This window comes from Paenibacillus sp. PL91 (assembly GCF_012935325.2).
Lineage (GTDB): Bacteria > Bacillota > Bacilli > Paenibacillales > Paenibacillaceae > Pristimantibacillus.
The window spans coordinates 66,240-81,293 of the sequence record NZ_JABBYG020000017.1 but is presented as its reverse complement, the minus strand read 5'-3'; the positions used below and the strand labels follow the sequence as shown (position 1 = coordinate 81,293).

Here is a 15,054-nt window from a genome sequence, read left to right as displayed (position 1 = left end):
ATTTCTTCTTTAAACTCCGGCCGAGTTACTTTCGCTCCACACCCGACACAAGCCATTTTAGTCGGGCATACCGAGTCAATGGTGCATATCCCTCCCACGACCTTTGACATGGTGCAACCTTTTCGCGGTAATCTTCATAGAGCTCTTTCAGCTCTTCCGGCCCCCTAAGAATGCCCTTTTGAATATCGACATATGAGATCCAGTTTTCATAAAGCGAGTTTATGGATTCCGAAACTTGCTGAGCTGTGGGAGCAGAATAGTAAGAAGTGACTTCAATTCGATTCACGATCTGTATCCTCTCATTCCGATAGGCCTAGAGCCGTTTGCATGGAAATCCCTACTGCTCGTTTTTCGTCGTTTTCCGGGCCTGAATATTTGATCGCTATTTCATACTGGTTGAGTCCGCAGCGGAAAATGCTAAAATATTTGACGATCGCTAACGCCATCTCGGTCGGCGAGTATCTCTTTATTTCCATTGCGTCTTTACTCTTCTATGGCTCCAATTACTTGCCGACCGACCATTAAATACCCGAGCGTGGAGATGGGGCGCTACCTGCAATCTCCTGTATTTGAAAGGGTGGATATTATCCTGGTCTCGGGGTATATGTTCAGCATCATTTACTCGCTCGCTTTTTTCGTGTTGATGGCCTCCCGCTTATTAGGCAAGATGAAGACAGGCAGGCACTTCGCGTTTGGGTCTGATCATCAGCGGCTGTGCGGTGGCGGCCTGCACGCTTCCGATCAGTAAATGGTTTTGGGAGCCTGGGATCGAGCAATCATTTTGGCTAGAACTGCAGATGTGGGCAGGATCTGCCTCGTATTTGTTATTGCCGCTCCTCGTCTGGATCGCGATGAAGCGCAAAGCAAGGACCATGTCATGAAAAGGTTCCTACGAACAATTATTGTGCTACTAGTGTCTTCTTTGTTGATACTCGCGTGCGGTTGCGTCCCTTTAACGGAAAACAATATGATTGAAGAAATCACGCCGATCATTTTCTGGTCCGTGAAGGAAGGAGAAGACGGAAAGATAACCATCAGCACACTCGTCCCTCCTCTTATCAAGGAGAAGAAGCGCGTGCTTACCCTTAATGTCTCTCTATTGAACGAAGGCAACAAAGGGTTTAATTTGAACTACTATAACGAATTGAAAGCCGGTCAAATCCGCTTGCTGTTCGTGGATGAAGCTTATGCGAAACAGGGACTGACCAGTCTTATCAATACCGTTCTGACGATCCAAACATTTCGAAACGGCTGTATTTAGTCATCACAAAAGGCAACTTCAATGAGTTCCTCGCCAAACACTTGGATGAAAAAGACAGTATCGATTTTTACCTTTATAGGATGTTCAAGCATTATGAAAAGAAAAAACAAGGCGAAATTACCGTCGTCAATTTGCATCAGTTTATGAAAATGCTGTACTCCCAGGTTTCCGACCCCCAGCTACCGGTATTTCGCGCAGAAGGCGAGCAGTTCTTGTATGAAGGCACTGCATTATTCGATGGGGATCTTATGGTCGCAGAAATACGAGGAAAGGTCGATCAAATCAGCCAGTTGTTGTATAGAGATCGATTCGTACGATACTTAGTCCTTCCTGACCTCTCGGTCACGTTAGGGCATATTCGCGCGCATACGCGCAAGAAACTCACCTCGGATTTATCATCCCTGTCCATCGAAATCGACGTGAAAGGCAGAAGATGAATTGGATTCGCTTGCAAGAATCGAGGATAACTTCCAATATGCCGTTCTCACACAAAAAATCGAACGTTACTTAGAGGAGGAAGTCATCCACTTGCTATCCCAAATGCAACAATTGCGGATTGACCCCCTTCAAATCGGAGGGTTGACTGCTAAACCGTTCTCCAGACCAATAAATAAAGATATATGGGATCGGCATTGGTCTACTATGAAGATTAATGTACAAGTGCGGCTACATTTGGAGCCACTGACGAAGGTGAAGCGGTAAGTTGGAATATTGTTCAAAGAGCTCGGCTTGTCGCTGAATCTGGGGCTTTAATGCTTGTGTTTGCTGTGCTTCATGATGTCAAAAATACACGGAAAGGCGCACTAGGGCGGTGGCAAATGGAACAGCAATAGCCCCGTACGAGAAAATAAAGTCCTAGACTGCTGCTGTCTTATTGAACTCAGAGGGAGCTTCGCGCTTCGTTGGCGTCGCCCGAATCCCAATAACCCCTTTCTATTTTTGACCTAACTAGATAACAACGGCTCTTTGCCCTACTTACACATACATAAAAAATGTTGTGCTCTTCCTTTATTTTTTCTTTCGGTTGTACTTCTGTAGCTAGGAAAGCTTCCTTCATCCATTCCTAATATCACAATAGTTTCAAATTCTAATCCCTTTTGAGGAATGACGAGTTGATGGGTAAAATCACATCAACAATGGTTCCTTCGTTGACCGTACTTTCGATGTGAATACTCCCTCCGTGTTCGTGGACAATCTTGTTGCTGACCATTAGGCCTAATCCCGTCCCCTTTTCTTTGGAACTATAAAAGGGTTCTCCAATGGATTTAATTCGTTCCGATGAAATGCCACTTCCTTGGTCTATAAATCGAAATTTGATAAACTCTGAATCGTGGCATAGAATCTGTGTTTTGATGATTCCACCGTTTGGCATAGCGTCAACCGCATTCTGGAGAATGTTAATAAATACTTGCTTGATTTGATTCTCATCGCAGTTGATACGTGGTACTTCCGAGTCGTGTTCTTCAATAATTTCAATGTTGTTTAATATGGATTGTGTACTGAATAACAACACCACCTGTTGTAAAACAACCGCCGCATCAACTTCCTGCATTTTCGGAGTTTGGGGTTTGGCAAGCGTTAAAAATCCCCATACTACAGCTTCCAATCTCCCAACCTCAGATAGAATCAATTCAATATACTCGGGTTTTTCGTTACCTTGTTGTAACAGCTGGGCGAATCCCTTGATCGAGGTTAGAGGATTTCTAAACTCATGTGCAACCCCTGCCGCCATTTGACCTACTATCGAAAGCTTTTCAGTTCGTAGAAGGAGTTCTTCTGCCTTCTTTCGTTCCGAAATATCACGAGACACGTACACGCATTGCACTACTTTGCGATTTTCATCAAATATAGGAGTGCCCCTGGTCTCGATATATACCCAACTGCCATCTGCTTTTTTACACCTCCACTCAAAATCGAACGTTGATTCTAATGTAACCATGTCATCGAATTGCCTCTTAACGTACGCAAGATCGTTAGGATGAACGAAATAAAAAGCAGAATTTCCTTCAAATTCGCTGGACGGAAACCCCAAGACCGCTTCATGGGACGGCGAGGCGTATAGAACTATACCTTCCATATCCACGACACCGACTAAATCCTGAGTATTTTCGGCAACAAAACGATACTTTTCAGCCGTTTGTGGCGGGGTCCAATCGGGATGTTTCATTGGGTCAAATAATAGTTTGGTCACACCTTACTCCTCCTATAGAACATTCGATCTAATTTCCAATTCTTCCTTTTTGATTCATGTACTTACTAATGTCAAAAGTTATGTATCTAACATATCCCACTCATCACCAAGTACCCAACGTAATGCAGAAAGCTTGCCGTTAATCATTCCCCACTCAAAGTCATCCCAGGGGCCAAGGTTTTTTAAGCCAACTCTTTCTTCGACCTTAGCCGCCGCTCTGAGTGCACCCTCCCATACATTACGTTGAATTGGTCGAGTAGCATGATTATTGGAAAGGTCTCCTTCTCGACAATTTCAGTAATACCTTCCTCAATCTTTTCTCGAAGCACCTGTGACGGTTATACCAAACCTTAGTAACAATCTCATCAATAGCTTCGATGATTTCCGTCAGCCTTCTCGGTTCCTCTGACCAATTATGTTCAATCATTAAGTCATCAAAATGTTCTGGTTCGATGTGCTGAAGCGCTTCACTAAGAGTAATAAAATAATACGATTTTGTTAGTGAGAAGCACAATTCAATATCAGGGTGAGGTAGTTTTTTACTCGCATTTGGGTGGCTAAAGTCATTAGTGTTATGCGAGATAAAGACAAAGCGATTATCAGATACTTCGTCTTCTCTAATAATATCCGAGTAAACCTCAATTACAATAATTGTAGATCTTTCAAATAATTTTTCAATCCGGTCAATTGTTTCTACTGCAGCCTCTCCCAAAATAGGAAGACGATGATCAACATCATTAATGTTTAAAAGTACTGGATAGACTACGAGTACTCTGCTCTATAACACGATCTTTATTTCGAGCAAATTCTTCAACTACAACTCTTGGAAGAATTAATTCAATATGTCTCTGATCAATTAGGTCTTCAAGAGCAGCCAGACTCGACTGTTGATGGTAATCCTTCGCGAGATCAAGCCAAACGCAAGAAAATGTTTATAATACTTTCATTGTTCAATCGGGGTATATCAATGAGATTGCAATTCTGTTGACTGTAACTTATGGATCTTCTACTTAATACTTCCTCATTACCGAATTGGAGCAGAATATCTTTCGTCGTAACGCAATTTGCGTACTTAAATTTTTCGAAAATTCCCCAAGGTGATTCGTAATCTGAGATCCAGTCTGGATTCCAAGTGAATTGCCTCTGTATTTCTTTATACTCAGGAAAAACACATTTAAGTTTTCTCATACCACTTCGTGGTATGTCTCGGCTTCAATGTATCCAGAGCTAGTAATCGAGGATTTCCATTGCTCATTGTTCAGCCAGTGAAGATCCTCCCCATTTGCTCCAAAATGACGAAGTGCATTTTCAACTGTTAGCGTTAAATATTGCATTGGTATTTCGGTTGCTCTTGTAAGTCCGTGGTCCTTGCGAAGATTCGTAAATATGTTAAATAGATCCTTTGCACAATTCTCAAGACGACATCTATGATGATCAAACCCATCAGGAAAAAAGTAACGGGTAAAGGACCATCCGCTATTTTCAGGATATTCTGAAATATTGTCGTAACCGGACAAACAAACAGCCATATCATCGGCGTCGACTATTCCTTTAAAATTGTATTCGTGAACCATAAATCTTCCGATAATCTGAGCTTTCTTGGCTTGAATAAATGCGCTGCGTTGATGAACAAGTTCCTCATGTCCAACCAAGATAACTGCCATGCTAATGCCTGCACTATCAAGTTCGTTGTAAATATCCATCAGCCATATTGAATTTCAAATAGACGTTGAGCGTCATCGATGAACAAAATAATTCGTTTTTGAGCTGAAATGGGATGAGTACCTTGAGCCACATAAGGTCTTGGCGGTGACAAGGCAGAACTTTTTTCGATGGGACTAGGTTGATTTACCATGTTAATAAGTAATGGTCCTAAACCGTTTTCGATTATATTCATACTCTTTTTAGTGGATACCTCAATTAATGGAACAACATTTTCGCTCTGAGTATCATCAGGAAGAACCTCTTTGAAGTCCACTTTCTCTTTATCCTTTTTTTTACTTCGTTGAAGTGCGGCTAACCGATTACGATCCGATCGACTCGTTTTAGACTGTTCTTGCAAATATCTGTGATAACATTCAATTGGATCATCGTAATTGGTGAAATGCAGTATTTTCAACTTTCTTAATTTGTTTATCTGTTTTCTAACTTGAAGTGAATGCGGCGTAATACCCCATTTTCCATTGGCCATAAGTACGCCAAACTCACTGCCATCAGGCAATTACTCGGAGATCGTCGATATTCACCAGTAGATCTAATTGGGTGCCAATAAGTTCAGGACTTCGTGATAATACTTCGTTACGATATTCAGTCCCCTCGTAATAAATAAAAGGGCGCTTTCCTTGGATAATGTTTCCTTGAACAACTCGATTTGCGGCGAGAGAAAGAAAAGCGATTTCCTGTCTTTTTTCCTCAGTCATAACTCGTGGAAGCAAACCTCTGTCAATGACTAAAAAAAAATGGATCGAGAATGAGAAAATTGACCCTACACAATTAGATACTTCGACCTGGCCGATTGTTCATGAAGATAAATTGGATTCTAATGATAAAGAGATTTTTTTTGCGAGAAAAAAGGCCATCGACATGTATATGAAGAATGAGCGCCCACTCCATGAAATTAGCTCCGTTACACTCATTGACAGGAAATCAGCTTCAACGAGAATCCAATGATCGTATTCCAGATCGCTAAAAAACCGCACATCGCGGTTCATTTTGATGCTGAATGCTTCCCAATAATTATTACCGTATCGAGTGCTGCGCTTCATGGGGATTGGTGTGTACACGCTTTCACCTCATTTTTCATAAATCGTTAATTGCCGCCGCTGATCAGCGGTAAGAAAACTCCTTATTTGAGGGAAGTATTGTGACAAACTCTTAATTCGAGGGGTATATTTGTGTTATTTTTTCTTGACACAAATATACCCCCAATTCACTGATAAGTCCAGTAAATTCTGGAAGTGAATGGGGGGTTGTTTTGTGTCATTGGATAATTTAATGAATAAAATGCACATGATGGATAAACTGTATATCCGGGCTGTTATGCAAAAACTCGGAAACCGGGGTTATGCTGATGAGGATGCCTTCGTTAAATCAACTGGGGCGACAATCCCCCCCCATATTCCCGATCGCCTTCATGTTGCCAAAGGCTAACGCGACGTTCCCCTTCTTGTCTTTCACCCACAACCACTTGGTAACTATAGGCCCCTACATCGGACTTTCACCACCTAGTTAGTCGCCATATGTGGCGCACATACAAAAGCGCCACCTTATCAGGGTGGCGCTACGGTATTACTTCTTCGCTTTAAAACTCATGATAAACCCTCATGAGCAGCCGGCTCACTGATTGGATATAACATTATTCTTTCTTGAAACAGGATGAATAGCGATTTTCCGGTTATGTCAATGGGTGGCTTCATACGGAGTAAGCTAAATTACGATGATAATAGGAATTATTATCTCGTAAAAAAGGGGCCGTCTTTCTCAAGCTGTGCCTATTACGTTCAATCAGAAGCAATTGTTAAATGGTATTATTTCACAACTATTCTAACAGATCTGCAATGTTTAGTGTGATACCGTTAAATGTTGCAGATCTGTAACTTTTGGGCTTTCCATCTGCATCTGTGTCAAATAACAGCCTGACTGGCTCAGGTCCTAAAAGCGCCGAGAATGTTGCCCTGAAAATCATTTCCCCTTGATTGGAGCCAGTCAATTGAAGGTCAGTTTCATAGCGGCAACCTTCGGCTGCGTTATAATGGTTCTTCTCATATCCATTATAGAAATTTTCGCCGTTATCACTAAAGTTGACATACTGCGCCTCCGTCTTACCCGAGTAACCGGTGACATTCCGGAAATAGTTCATGTATCCAGAGTGTTTTCCCGCAATTTTCCCTTCTATATTTGGATTAACGGAATCCAATACGGTAAAGGCTCTACGGAAAAAAACTGTGTTTTGAACCCCATGGTGCACAAAAAATGAATATCTAAGCGACACTCAACGTTAGGCAGCCAACTATATGAGGTCGTATTTTCGCTTGTTTAACTTCCGTTTTATCCATCTGTAAAACACCCAAATACTAAACACAAGACTTAGTAGAGTAGCCATCCATATAATATATCCGGTAATGCCACCGGTACAACTATGGAAACACATCTTCTCAAAAGTGCTACGCCGTGGTCGCTCCAGCACATTGAAGTCCCTATTCTCAATTATATTTTGAGAGATTTATCCAAAATTACACTTTTTAATGTCTAATATTCCGATTATTTGACCATACTAGTGATAGAGGTGAATGATCATGCTTGGAATCAGAAAAAAACGTACGCCTTTGGGAGAATGGATTGATGAAAAAGGCATCCTCCAAGAATGGATCGTGAAAGAAACAAAGCTGAATAAATTCACAATAAGCAAATTAGCGAATAAAACGGATCTCATGCCAAGTGGGCGAACCATGAAGAAAATCTTACAAGCTCTTCGGAAAATTGATCCGAACATTAAGCAAGACGATTTTTGGAGAATGTAAGCATTATTGGTTTAACACCTGTTCGATGTCGGTCATGGAGCAGGTCAGGGTGTATGTAGAAGGAAACATGAGCCACATTTCAAGGACATAATATTTAAGTTTAAAAGCGCTTTCAAAAGGAGTTGTTCACATGTTCAACCCTCAAGAATGGACAAAACTATTCATGACTATTCAAGGAAAGTCTAAGATTATCTACATCAACGAACATACGGGACTATGTAAACTACGAGCTACCTTTACTAAAGAGCAGCAAATAGCGCTAGATCTTAAAAGAGTGAATATAGGCGGCGGTCCGTTAATACAGAATAGAGGTGAATAACATCATACAAAAGAAGACGATCGTAGAGAAAATAAAAACTACTATCATTCATAACCGTCAAAATTTTCTTCTCTGGGTTAGAACGGGAGATAATAGATACCTAAATCTGATCAATAAAAAAGCCTAAGGGGTCAGATTGTTTGTTTTATTTTCTTGAACAATAAACAAATTAAAATCGCCATCTTCTGGTTTAAAAGAAGATGGCGATTTTTACTGTTACTGTAGCTTTATTTTATTATGTTGTGTCATTTTGACGGAAAAACTTTACCACTACCATCAATTTTTGTGAAGTTGTCCTAGAGATTGTTTTTATTCCAAGATAAAAAGACAAACTGGAGCTGAATCTGCTCGATAAGTCGAGGTCTCGCGACACCTGCTTCGCAATGTTTATCATTCGTGTCATTTTGTCATTTTTCTAATTAAGAAAGCCGTTATTCAAAATTTAATTAATTTCTAAAATATCCATCTCAACAGTACCATCATTTTTCTGTGCATCCATGTATGAGAAACCCAGAAAGTTATCAGTTCTGAATAGTTTAGATGTTGTTAATCTGTAATCCGATATTTCAAGAGTCTCACCACTTAATAAATCAAGTTCGAAAATTTGGAACATGGAATAACGATAATATAACTTATTACCAGCCAATTGGAGTGAATCGACAGTTAGTGTCTCGTCTTTGGTTTTAATCACATGTTTAATTTCCTTCGATGCAGCGGAAGCTATGCTGACCTTCCCCACTTCGCTCCATGCGAACCATTCACTATTAGAAGTGAAATCAATTATTCCATTTCCTTCACTCATAACAAGAGGATTGCTTAGATCATAGGGGTAGAGAGCAATTTGAAAAGATTTACCGGAATCACCTTCCGTTCCATTAAATAAGGATTTTTGAATTAGTAGACCCTGACTGGTTGGTTGCTGAATCACAAAGAATTCGCCCTTACGTACTTTTGTCTCATCGAGCGTTGCTGCCGCAATTTCAGTGATTTTTTTTGTCGTTACATCGTATATAATTGCTGTACTATAAACAATATTATTTCGAATATCACTTTCTATCCAAGTGATACGATTTTCATTAACACGGAGCAAAGGTGGATTGATTTCATCTTTACTTATACCGGACCGTAACACTTCGACTTGTTTTTTTGATCCTATAAGCATAGTTTTGATTTCCCACTTCATATTGTTTTGTCGTTTCCGACTGTATTCTACCCAAAACAATCGTGCATCGACGCCTACTAGTGAATTAATAATTCCATTCCCAGGCGCGACATATATTTTGCTGTAAGCAGTTTCATCATCCCTAGATATGGTGCTAATGTAACTTGATCTTTCATTACTATTATCTACCTCGAAAGCGACTATATTTTTATCGACATAACTTGGAGCAATGAAAGTACCTTCAAATTCGGGCCTTTGGAGCTTAATTTTATCTATTAAAATCTGCTCACTAGGTCCAACAGTCACTGGAGAATCAACTGAAGAATCAGCGGTATTCAACGGTGGATCCTCACTTGGGAGATCAACTATCTGCTCTCCCGTTTCACTAGGTATTATTTCGATCGTCTTTTCACTACCATCATCTCTGAATATCCAAATACCTAAGCCAATTGTACCTGCAAGGATTATAAAACAAGTCATTAAGACGATATTTTTCTTCATTAGAATTCTCCTTCTGTAAGAGGAATAGGAGGTGGAATGGCCACCTCCTATCGGATATGAACTCAAATATAGTTTACCAGATAATTGCTTTACGGAAATGAGCCTGATTAGCTTGCCATACACCATCAAAAGGATGCCAAACGTTACCGATTGTAACGCCACGACCACCTTGATCGAAAGGATCCGTTAAACGTAACTTTTTATTTGATTCGCTAATGACGTCATAACCCGATGAGTTCAAAATATGGCCTTCAACAGTGCTTGTATAGAGAGGCATCGCAGCAGAAGTTATTTTTAGATCTAATGCTGCTGGGTTACCCCAATCAATTGACAGAATCATTGCTGTCTTCCAGGTAGTGTAATCACTTGAAGTATAGCTGGAATAAACGTAAGTGTTATCTGTTTGATTATCATTCAGAACATTATCAACAAGCGAGAAATCGGTTCCATCCAAGGTTGTTCCCAATTTAGTTGCATATGTCGTTTGGCTGGAAGAGCTACCGTTGAAGAAATGAAGAACCTGTTTTACGGTCGCCGGTCCACACCAATAATTCTTTTCTTGTTTATAACTCGGAACTGCGATTGTCTTACTCTCTCCGAGCGCCATTGTACCAATACCACCGCTCTGTTGTTTCTGCTTCTGATACTCTGCTACAGCAGCCATCTTTTGTGTCAGTGCTGTTTTCTGCTTTGCAGATTTAACATCAGCCGTACTCTTCTGCAAATCCCCTGTTCCAGAAGCGAAAATTGCCGTTGGTGCCACTAGTGCGAACATTAATGCTGTAGTGGACAATACTTTGAGTGCTTTTTTAACCATTGTTTAACAGCCTCCTGATTAGTATGTTTATGAAATCAAATAGATACTTAACCGCTGCGCGCAAGCGTATAGTATTTTTGATTACATATTTACAACAACCCATTAGTCGAGTAGGTTTCGTTGGAAAATAAAAACAGTTCTTTGATCCTATAACTCATCAAAAATTTCGACAAAATCACGACTTTTGCTGACAATTCATGAGTTTAATTTATCCCATGGTCTGATACGATTAGATTTTCTAAATATTCAAGGATATAAAAATGATTCCAGTAATTTCTAACAATGATATAATAAAGTATAATTAAGGGGCTCATCTTACATAGATAATTGGGGGAAAGAGGCATGGAAAGTAAGTTACTATTATTGCTCGCTTCCAACTTTGGAGAGTTAAGCCCAGAGTTGCAGAAGATGGTTTACCGCGACTATTATAAATTGGTGTACCTCTCAATCATCTACATGGTAAAAAATCATGCTTCTACTGAGGATATTATCCAAGAATCTTTTTTGAAAGTAGTCAAGAAGGTGCCTGCACTTGAGTCAGAAGCAAAACTTATAAGTTGGATAAAGGTTGTAACGAAAAACTCAACTTATAATTATTTGAGAAAACATAAAAAATATCGAAACGATGTTGATACAGAGAGTGTTTTTATTAATGAAAGCATGGAGTATTCTACTGATGCGGTAGCACTTGAAAAAGAAGTTGAATTAAAGTTAATGACAGAAGCAGTCGGCAAATGCTTAAAAGACATTAACCCAGAGTACCGTGCTCTAATTGAACTGCGTTGGAAACAAAATATGAGCTACAGAGAAATAGCAGCTGAGCTTGAAATAAAAGAGGAAACCGTGAAAATTAAGCTTCATAGAGCAAGGGAAGCGGTGAAAAAAAAGTTTCTACAAGAATGGGGGGATTCAAAATGAAAAAAGAAAATTTTGACCATTTATTTGACATAGCATTTGAAGAGGCATCCAAACACCATGCGGTTATTCCTGACCCTGACCCGTCATGGGGAAAAATCGAATTGCAATTACGACGACAAGTAAAAAGAAGAACAAGATATAAAATCATTCCCTATATCGCTGCATCATTCATTTTAGGCGCAATCGTGTTTGGCTCACCAACGGTTACCAAAGCATTTAATCCTTTTTTCCAAACTGTCAAAACCATCCAATCAAATGTGGTAACCTTCATTTTTGGATCTAATGATAATAGTAGTCACAATGCAAAAACAGCTCCGCCAGGACAAGATGAACGACCTGATGGTCAAGATATTATTAACGGAGGGCTGACGGAGAAACAATATCTTACCTGGGAAGAAGCTTCTCATGATTTAGAATTCAGTCCACATGTCCTTAAATTTGTACCACCAGGGTTTACCTTGACAGATATTCGACTATTTTTCCTTTCAGGAAAAGAAAAAGCTTTTAAAGTAATATCCTTTTTTTCAGATTCATCAACCAAATCTTTTATTGTATCCATTCGTATTCTTAGTTCTAACGAAACGATAACTTCTGGCTCAGATGTAGATGCTGGTCAATACGAAACGATTAGTCTATTTGATACTGATGCTTATTTATTCAGCACACACGATGGGAGAACAAGCTTAGATTTTATAAAAGGAAATCTTTATTTCTCAATATCCGGAAGTCTAAGTAAAGAAGAAATTATTAAAGTCGCTAAAAATATAAAATAACTATTGTGCCAGCCAACAAAAGAAGAAGCAGTTAAGAATGTTTTTAATCCGTTCTTAACTGCTTCTTTTTATAATAGTCATTTTACTAGAATATGGCCCGATATCAATTCCCCTTGTTCATATACTCCGCTATGATTAATCCAATGCAATGTTCGGGTTCTAAAATAGTATCCCGAAGTAGTCGTTTTAGTCACTGAATTAGAGAAATACGATTTGTTATCACCACTGAGTGTTGTTGCGCTACCCACATCTATCCACTCTGTACCTGTCCATTTTTGGAGGTAAACTGTCGCACCAATCTTTTGTACACTTTGTTTTGCTACTGTAGTCACTGTTATCGTAGCTGTTTGGTTACTATTATCTCGTATACTCACATCGCCTTGATCTAGATATTTATTATTGATATCAAAGAAACCCATTATTTGAAATTCTGGTGTTGGCGGTGTAGTCAAAGCTCCTGATCCGTTTTTTTTAGCAGAAGCCAATGGTGTAGTTGGTACTAAAATAAGCATAAGAAATAGAATGATTGCAGTGATAGTGCCTAAGGATTTTATTGCAATTTTCATATAATCTCCCTCTCAGTGGAATATCCCTTGCAATATATCAAACAACTTTAACAATGATTTAGTTTCAGTACTATTGAAATAATTTCTGTTAGGTTATAAACCTAAACGGCAGAATCTGAGAACAAATATCTCCATTTCATCAAGCTGTTCGCGCCGCCGGCGTGCCTCGCTTGTTTAATGGCTGAATCGAGAAGAACTTGGAACTTCAAAATTAATATTAATATCCCCATCCCCCAAATACAATCGATAGCCTTGGGCGAGAAAATATTGCCTTAGATATTTGCTGCTTTATTGAACTATCGTTACCCGTTAGCTTAACGAGAAATACTCCGAATTGCTCGATATGGTCGCCCACTTTAAAGCTCGCGCACGTTCCAAACTAGCTCTCCGCGCTCGTCCCATGTGCTGTGGTGTCGCTCGAATCCGAGCTTTTCTAGCACGCGGAAGGACGCGTTATTCCAAATTCGTACAGTCGACCAAAGCTTGCGGCGCTCTGTAGCGATTGCGGCATCTAAGACAACGGATGCGGCCTCAGTCGCGTAGCCTTTACCGTGAGCACTGCGAAAAAGCTCGTATGCGATCTCCGGTTCCTCAAGTGTGGAACGACCTATAATCAAGCCACAATATCCAATGAAATCGCCCTCTTTCAGGCGGCGAATAGTCAGTAGAGAAATGCCACTTTCGGCTGCATGATTGCGCATATTGATGATCTGGCTTCTGGCTTCGTCGAGAGTAGGTATCTCCACACCACGCTCGCCAACTAGTTGCCTCATCCAAACTGCATCGGATTCCTCCCACATTTTCAGGTCAAGTCGATCGCTTCTTAACTGAAACTCCATAGGTATAAAGTTTAATGTCATAGCGGAGACCTCCTATATAATAAGATACGCCTTACACTTGCTCAATGTTGTGTCGAGGGCTTGTTCCAGCCCTCCCAAAAGTAAGCCCATCTGGCTTCAAGTGTGCTGAAACGGATGGTACTATATATTTAAAGACAATGTAATCACTTTCACTAATATTTTAATTGAACGGCAAGGGTAATAGTTCAAATTAATGTGTTGGTTTCGTGACGCTAAACTGCCCGTTAGCGTGGAAAAGGCAGCCGATCGTTTGGCCGGCTGCCGCGGTGTCTTTCTTTATTCAGCTATCGTTCCCCGTTAGGTCAATGGAAAAAAATTACTATGCCTTCTAGCCTCGTTTAATAAGCTTCATACAAATCTCAACTTTGTTTAGGATATCCTGTTCCCCACGCGTGACGATCTTCGCGATGGGAGCAGCCTATGCTTATGGCTCGAAACAAGGTTACGAACATGAAGAGCTACGGGTCGGGTGGCTGCTCAGGATAATGTCCTTTAGTTCAGTCAGAGTCTTGATCCGATAGCTGGCCTGTGAGAAGTCATGTGTTTTTGTAAAGTCGTTATGGACAATAGCACAGTCGATACCAGCCGCCACGGCTGAGTTCAACCCTCTGTTTGAATCCTCTACAACCAGAGTCTCTTCTTTGGTAGCTCCGAAGCGCTTTAGGCCGGTCAAGTATGGTTCCGGGTGCGGCTTGGTGCGCTCGTAGTCTTCGCGAACAAGGACGAATTCCATGAATTGTCTAATCTGGCGCTTTTCATGAATAAGTTGAAAATCCGCACGTTTGGCAGTCGTCACGATGGCCATACGGACGTACTTTGACAGTTCGGCTAGGGTTTCAACTACGCCTTCAATCTCTATGGCTTCTGTTCTTAGATATTCCTGATAATAGACGTTGCGGACCTCACGCTGCTTGCTGATAGTCTGTTCATCAATACCTGCCGCCCTAGCTTGAGACCACGTGCCTAATGACTGGGTCATGTCGCGGAGGTATTGATCTTTATCCAAGGAAAATCCAATGTCAGCCAGAGCGCGTTCTCCCGCTTTGAAATACCAGAATTCAGTATCAACCAGAACACCATCATGATCGAAGAGTATGAACTTTTTCATTGTATCGTTCTCCTTTCGCAGCTGCGGCAACCATGAGCGTATTCAAACTGTCTGCAAT

20 protein-coding genes are annotated in these 15,054 nt (G+C 40.5%); 7 read left to right on the top strand and 13 right to left on the bottom strand.

The window, feature by feature from the left end; all coding sequences use genetic code 11:
- Nucleotides 1-25 precede the first annotated feature (25 nt).
- Both HI950_RS27830 and HI950_RS27825 read right to left on the bottom strand, forming a co-directional pair.
- Nucleotides 26-286, bottom strand: coding sequence for a hypothetical protein (locus HI950_RS27830; protein WP_169088543.1), 261 nt, complete (start codon nt 284-286; stop codon nt 26-28).
- Between the two features lie 13 nt (nt 287-299).
- On the bottom strand, nt 300-476 hold the full coding sequence (locus HI950_RS27825; protein ID WP_169088545.1) for a hypothetical protein: 177 nt from the start codon (nt 474-476) through the stop codon (nt 300-302).
- 305 nt (nt 477-781) lie between these two features.
- Between HI950_RS27825 and HI950_RS27820 the strand changes: the two genes are divergently transcribed.
- The 3 genes from HI950_RS27820 to HI950_RS37120 are packed head-to-tail and all read left to right on the top strand — an operon-like array spanning nt 782 to nt 1,963.
- Nucleotides 782-1,261: a hypothetical protein gene (locus HI950_RS27820; protein WP_187768177.1), complete on the top strand. Its 480-nt coding sequence runs from the start codon at nt 782-784 to the stop codon at nt 1,259-1,261.
- Entirely contained in the window at nt 1,240-1,698 is a 459-nt protein-coding gene (locus HI950_RS27815) for a Ger(x)C family spore germination protein (RefSeq protein ID WP_486187809.1), read from the top strand. The genes HI950_RS27820 and HI950_RS27815 overlap by 22 nt, the downstream gene beginning before the upstream one ends.
- A 1-nt stretch (nt 1,699) precedes the next feature.
- Nucleotides 1,700-1,963: a Ger(x)C family spore germination C-terminal domain-containing protein gene (locus HI950_RS37120; RefSeq protein WP_169088552.1), complete on the top strand. Its 264-nt coding sequence runs from the start codon at nt 1,700-1,702 to the stop codon at nt 1,961-1,963.
- A gap of 385 nt (nt 1,964-2,348) precedes the next feature.
- Here HI950_RS37120 and HI950_RS27805 read toward each other — a convergent pair whose 3' ends face one another.
- The 5 genes from HI950_RS27805 to HI950_RS27790 form a co-directional block, all read right to left on the bottom strand.
- Complete coding sequence (locus HI950_RS27805; protein ID WP_169088554.1) at nt 2,349-3,452, bottom strand: ATP-binding protein; 1,104 nt, start codon at nt 3,450-3,452, stop codon at nt 2,349-2,351.
- A gap of 265 nt (nt 3,453-3,717) precedes the next feature.
- Nucleotides 3,718-4,164, bottom strand: a complete 447-nt coding sequence (locus tag HI950_RS36105) for a hypothetical protein (RefSeq protein ID WP_223285543.1) — start codon at nt 4,162-4,164, stop codon at nt 3,718-3,720.
- Nucleotides 4,165-4,189: 25 nt separating this feature from the next.
- Nucleotides 4,190-4,330 carry a PIN domain-containing protein gene (locus HI950_RS37115; protein ID WP_223285550.1) on the bottom strand — a complete coding sequence of 47 codons (141 nt, stop codon included), beginning with the start codon at nt 4,328-4,330 and terminating at the stop codon, nt 4,190-4,192.
- 306 nt (nt 4,331-4,636) lie between these two features.
- Nucleotides 4,637-5,116 carry a hypothetical protein gene (locus HI950_RS27795; protein WP_169088556.1) on the bottom strand — a complete coding sequence of 160 codons (480 nt, stop codon included), beginning with the start codon at nt 5,114-5,116 and terminating at the stop codon, nt 4,637-4,639.
- A 38-nt stretch (nt 5,117-5,154) separates the two neighbouring features.
- On the bottom strand, nt 5,155-5,673 hold the full coding sequence (locus tag HI950_RS27790; protein ID WP_169088559.1) for a hypothetical protein: 519 nt from the start codon (nt 5,671-5,673) through the stop codon (nt 5,155-5,157).
- 755 nt (nt 5,674-6,428) lie between these two features.
- Here HI950_RS27790 and HI950_RS27785 point away from each other — a divergent pair.
- Nucleotides 6,429-6,602 (top strand): hypothetical protein, encoded by a 174-nt coding sequence (locus HI950_RS27785; protein ID WP_169088561.1) that lies wholly within the window; start codon nt 6,429-6,431, stop codon nt 6,600-6,602.
- Between the two features lie 388 nt (nt 6,603-6,990).
- Here the strand turns inward: HI950_RS27785 and HI950_RS27780 are convergent, their stop codons facing one another.
- Nucleotides 6,991-7,368, bottom strand: coding sequence for a hypothetical protein (locus HI950_RS27780; RefSeq protein ID WP_169088563.1), 378 nt, complete (start codon nt 7,366-7,368; stop codon nt 6,991-6,993).
- A gap of 373 nt (nt 7,369-7,741) precedes the next feature.
- Between HI950_RS27780 and HI950_RS27775 the strand changes: the two genes are divergently transcribed.
- Nucleotides 7,742-7,972, top strand: coding sequence for a transcriptional regulator (locus tag HI950_RS27775; protein ID WP_223285542.1), 231 nt, complete (start codon nt 7,742-7,744; stop codon nt 7,970-7,972).
- A 761-nt stretch (nt 7,973-8,733) separates the two neighbouring features.
- On the opposite strand, the gene HI950_RS27770 is transcribed toward HI950_RS27775, so the two are convergent.
- Together HI950_RS27770 and HI950_RS27765 are read right to left on the bottom strand one after the other, a co-directional pair.
- Nucleotides 8,734-9,954: a hypothetical protein gene (locus HI950_RS27770; RefSeq protein WP_169088567.1), complete on the bottom strand. Its 1,221-nt coding sequence runs from the start codon at nt 9,952-9,954 to the stop codon at nt 8,734-8,736.
- Nucleotides 9,955-10,027: 73 nt separating this feature from the next.
- The gene (locus HI950_RS27765) at nt 10,028-10,771 is read right to left on the bottom strand and encodes a C39 family peptidase (protein ID WP_169088569.1); all 744 of its coding nucleotides are present in this window, start codon (nt 10,769-10,771) and stop codon (nt 10,028-10,030) included.
- Nucleotides 10,772-11,113: 342 nt separating this feature from the next.
- Between HI950_RS27765 and HI950_RS27760 the strand changes: the two genes are divergently transcribed.
- Nucleotides 11,114-11,689, top strand: coding sequence for an RNA polymerase sigma factor (locus HI950_RS27760; RefSeq protein ID WP_169088571.1), 576 nt, complete (start codon nt 11,114-11,116; stop codon nt 11,687-11,689).
- Nucleotides 11,686-12,462, top strand: a complete 777-nt coding sequence (locus tag HI950_RS27755) for a DUF4367 domain-containing protein (protein WP_169088573.1) — start codon at nt 11,686-11,688, stop codon at nt 12,460-12,462. The genes HI950_RS27760 and HI950_RS27755 overlap by 4 nt, the downstream gene beginning before the upstream one ends.
- Before the next feature lie 77 nt (nt 12,463-12,539).
- Here HI950_RS27755 and HI950_RS27750 read toward each other — a convergent pair whose 3' ends face one another.
- The 3 genes from HI950_RS27750 to HI950_RS27740 form a co-directional block, all read right to left on the bottom strand.
- A complete protein-coding gene (locus HI950_RS27750) occupies nt 12,540-13,028 on the bottom strand; it encodes a hypothetical protein (protein WP_169088574.1) in 489 nt (162 codons plus the stop codon).
- Between the two features lie 356 nt (nt 13,029-13,384).
- Entirely contained in the window at nt 13,385-13,888 is a 504-nt protein-coding gene (locus HI950_RS27745; protein ID WP_169088576.1) for a GNAT family N-acetyltransferase, read from the bottom strand.
- A gap of 442 nt (nt 13,889-14,330) precedes the next feature.
- A complete protein-coding gene (locus tag HI950_RS27740) occupies nt 14,331-14,996 on the bottom strand; it encodes an HAD family hydrolase (RefSeq protein ID WP_169088578.1) in 666 nt (221 codons plus the stop codon).
- Nucleotides 14,997-15,054 lie beyond the last annotated feature (58 nt).

Bases quoted from the DNA above. Each gene is read 5' to 3' on its own strand.
- HI950_RS27765 (WP_169088569.1), bottom strand. From the start codon at position 10,771: ATGGTTAAAAAAGCACTCAAAGTATTGTCCACTACAGCATTAATGTTC.
- HI950_RS27740 (WP_169088578.1), bottom strand. From the start codon at position 14,996: ATGAAAAAGTTCATACTCTTCGATCATGATGGTGTTCTGGTTGATACT.
- HI950_RS27770 (WP_169088567.1), bottom strand. From the start codon at position 9,954: ATGAAGAAAAATATCGTCTTAATGACTTGTTTTATAATCCTTGCAGGT.
- HI950_RS27795 (WP_169088556.1), bottom strand. From the start codon at position 5,116: ATGGCAGTTATCTTGGTTGGACATGAGGAACTTGTTCATCAACGCAGC.
- HI950_RS27745 (WP_169088576.1), bottom strand. From the start codon at position 13,888: ATGACATTAAACTTTATACCTATGGAGTTTCAGTTAAGAAGCGATCGA.
- HI950_RS27750 (WP_169088574.1), bottom strand. From the start codon at position 13,028: ATGAAAATTGCAATAAAATCCTTAGGCACTATCACTGCAATCATTCTA.
- HI950_RS27755 (WP_169088573.1), top strand. From the start codon at position 11,686: ATGAAAAAAGAAAATTTTGACCATTTATTTGACATAGCATTTGAAGAG.
- HI950_RS27775 (WP_223285542.1), top strand. From the start codon at position 7,742: ATGATCATGCTTGGAATCAGAAAAAAACGTACGCCTTTGGGAGAATGG.
- HI950_RS27825 (WP_169088545.1), bottom strand. From the start codon at position 476: ATGGAAATAAAGAGATACTCGCCGACCGAGATGGCGTTAGCGATCGTC.
- HI950_RS27760 (WP_169088571.1), top strand. From the start codon at position 11,114: ATGGAAAGTAAGTTACTATTATTGCTCGCTTCCAACTTTGGAGAGTTA.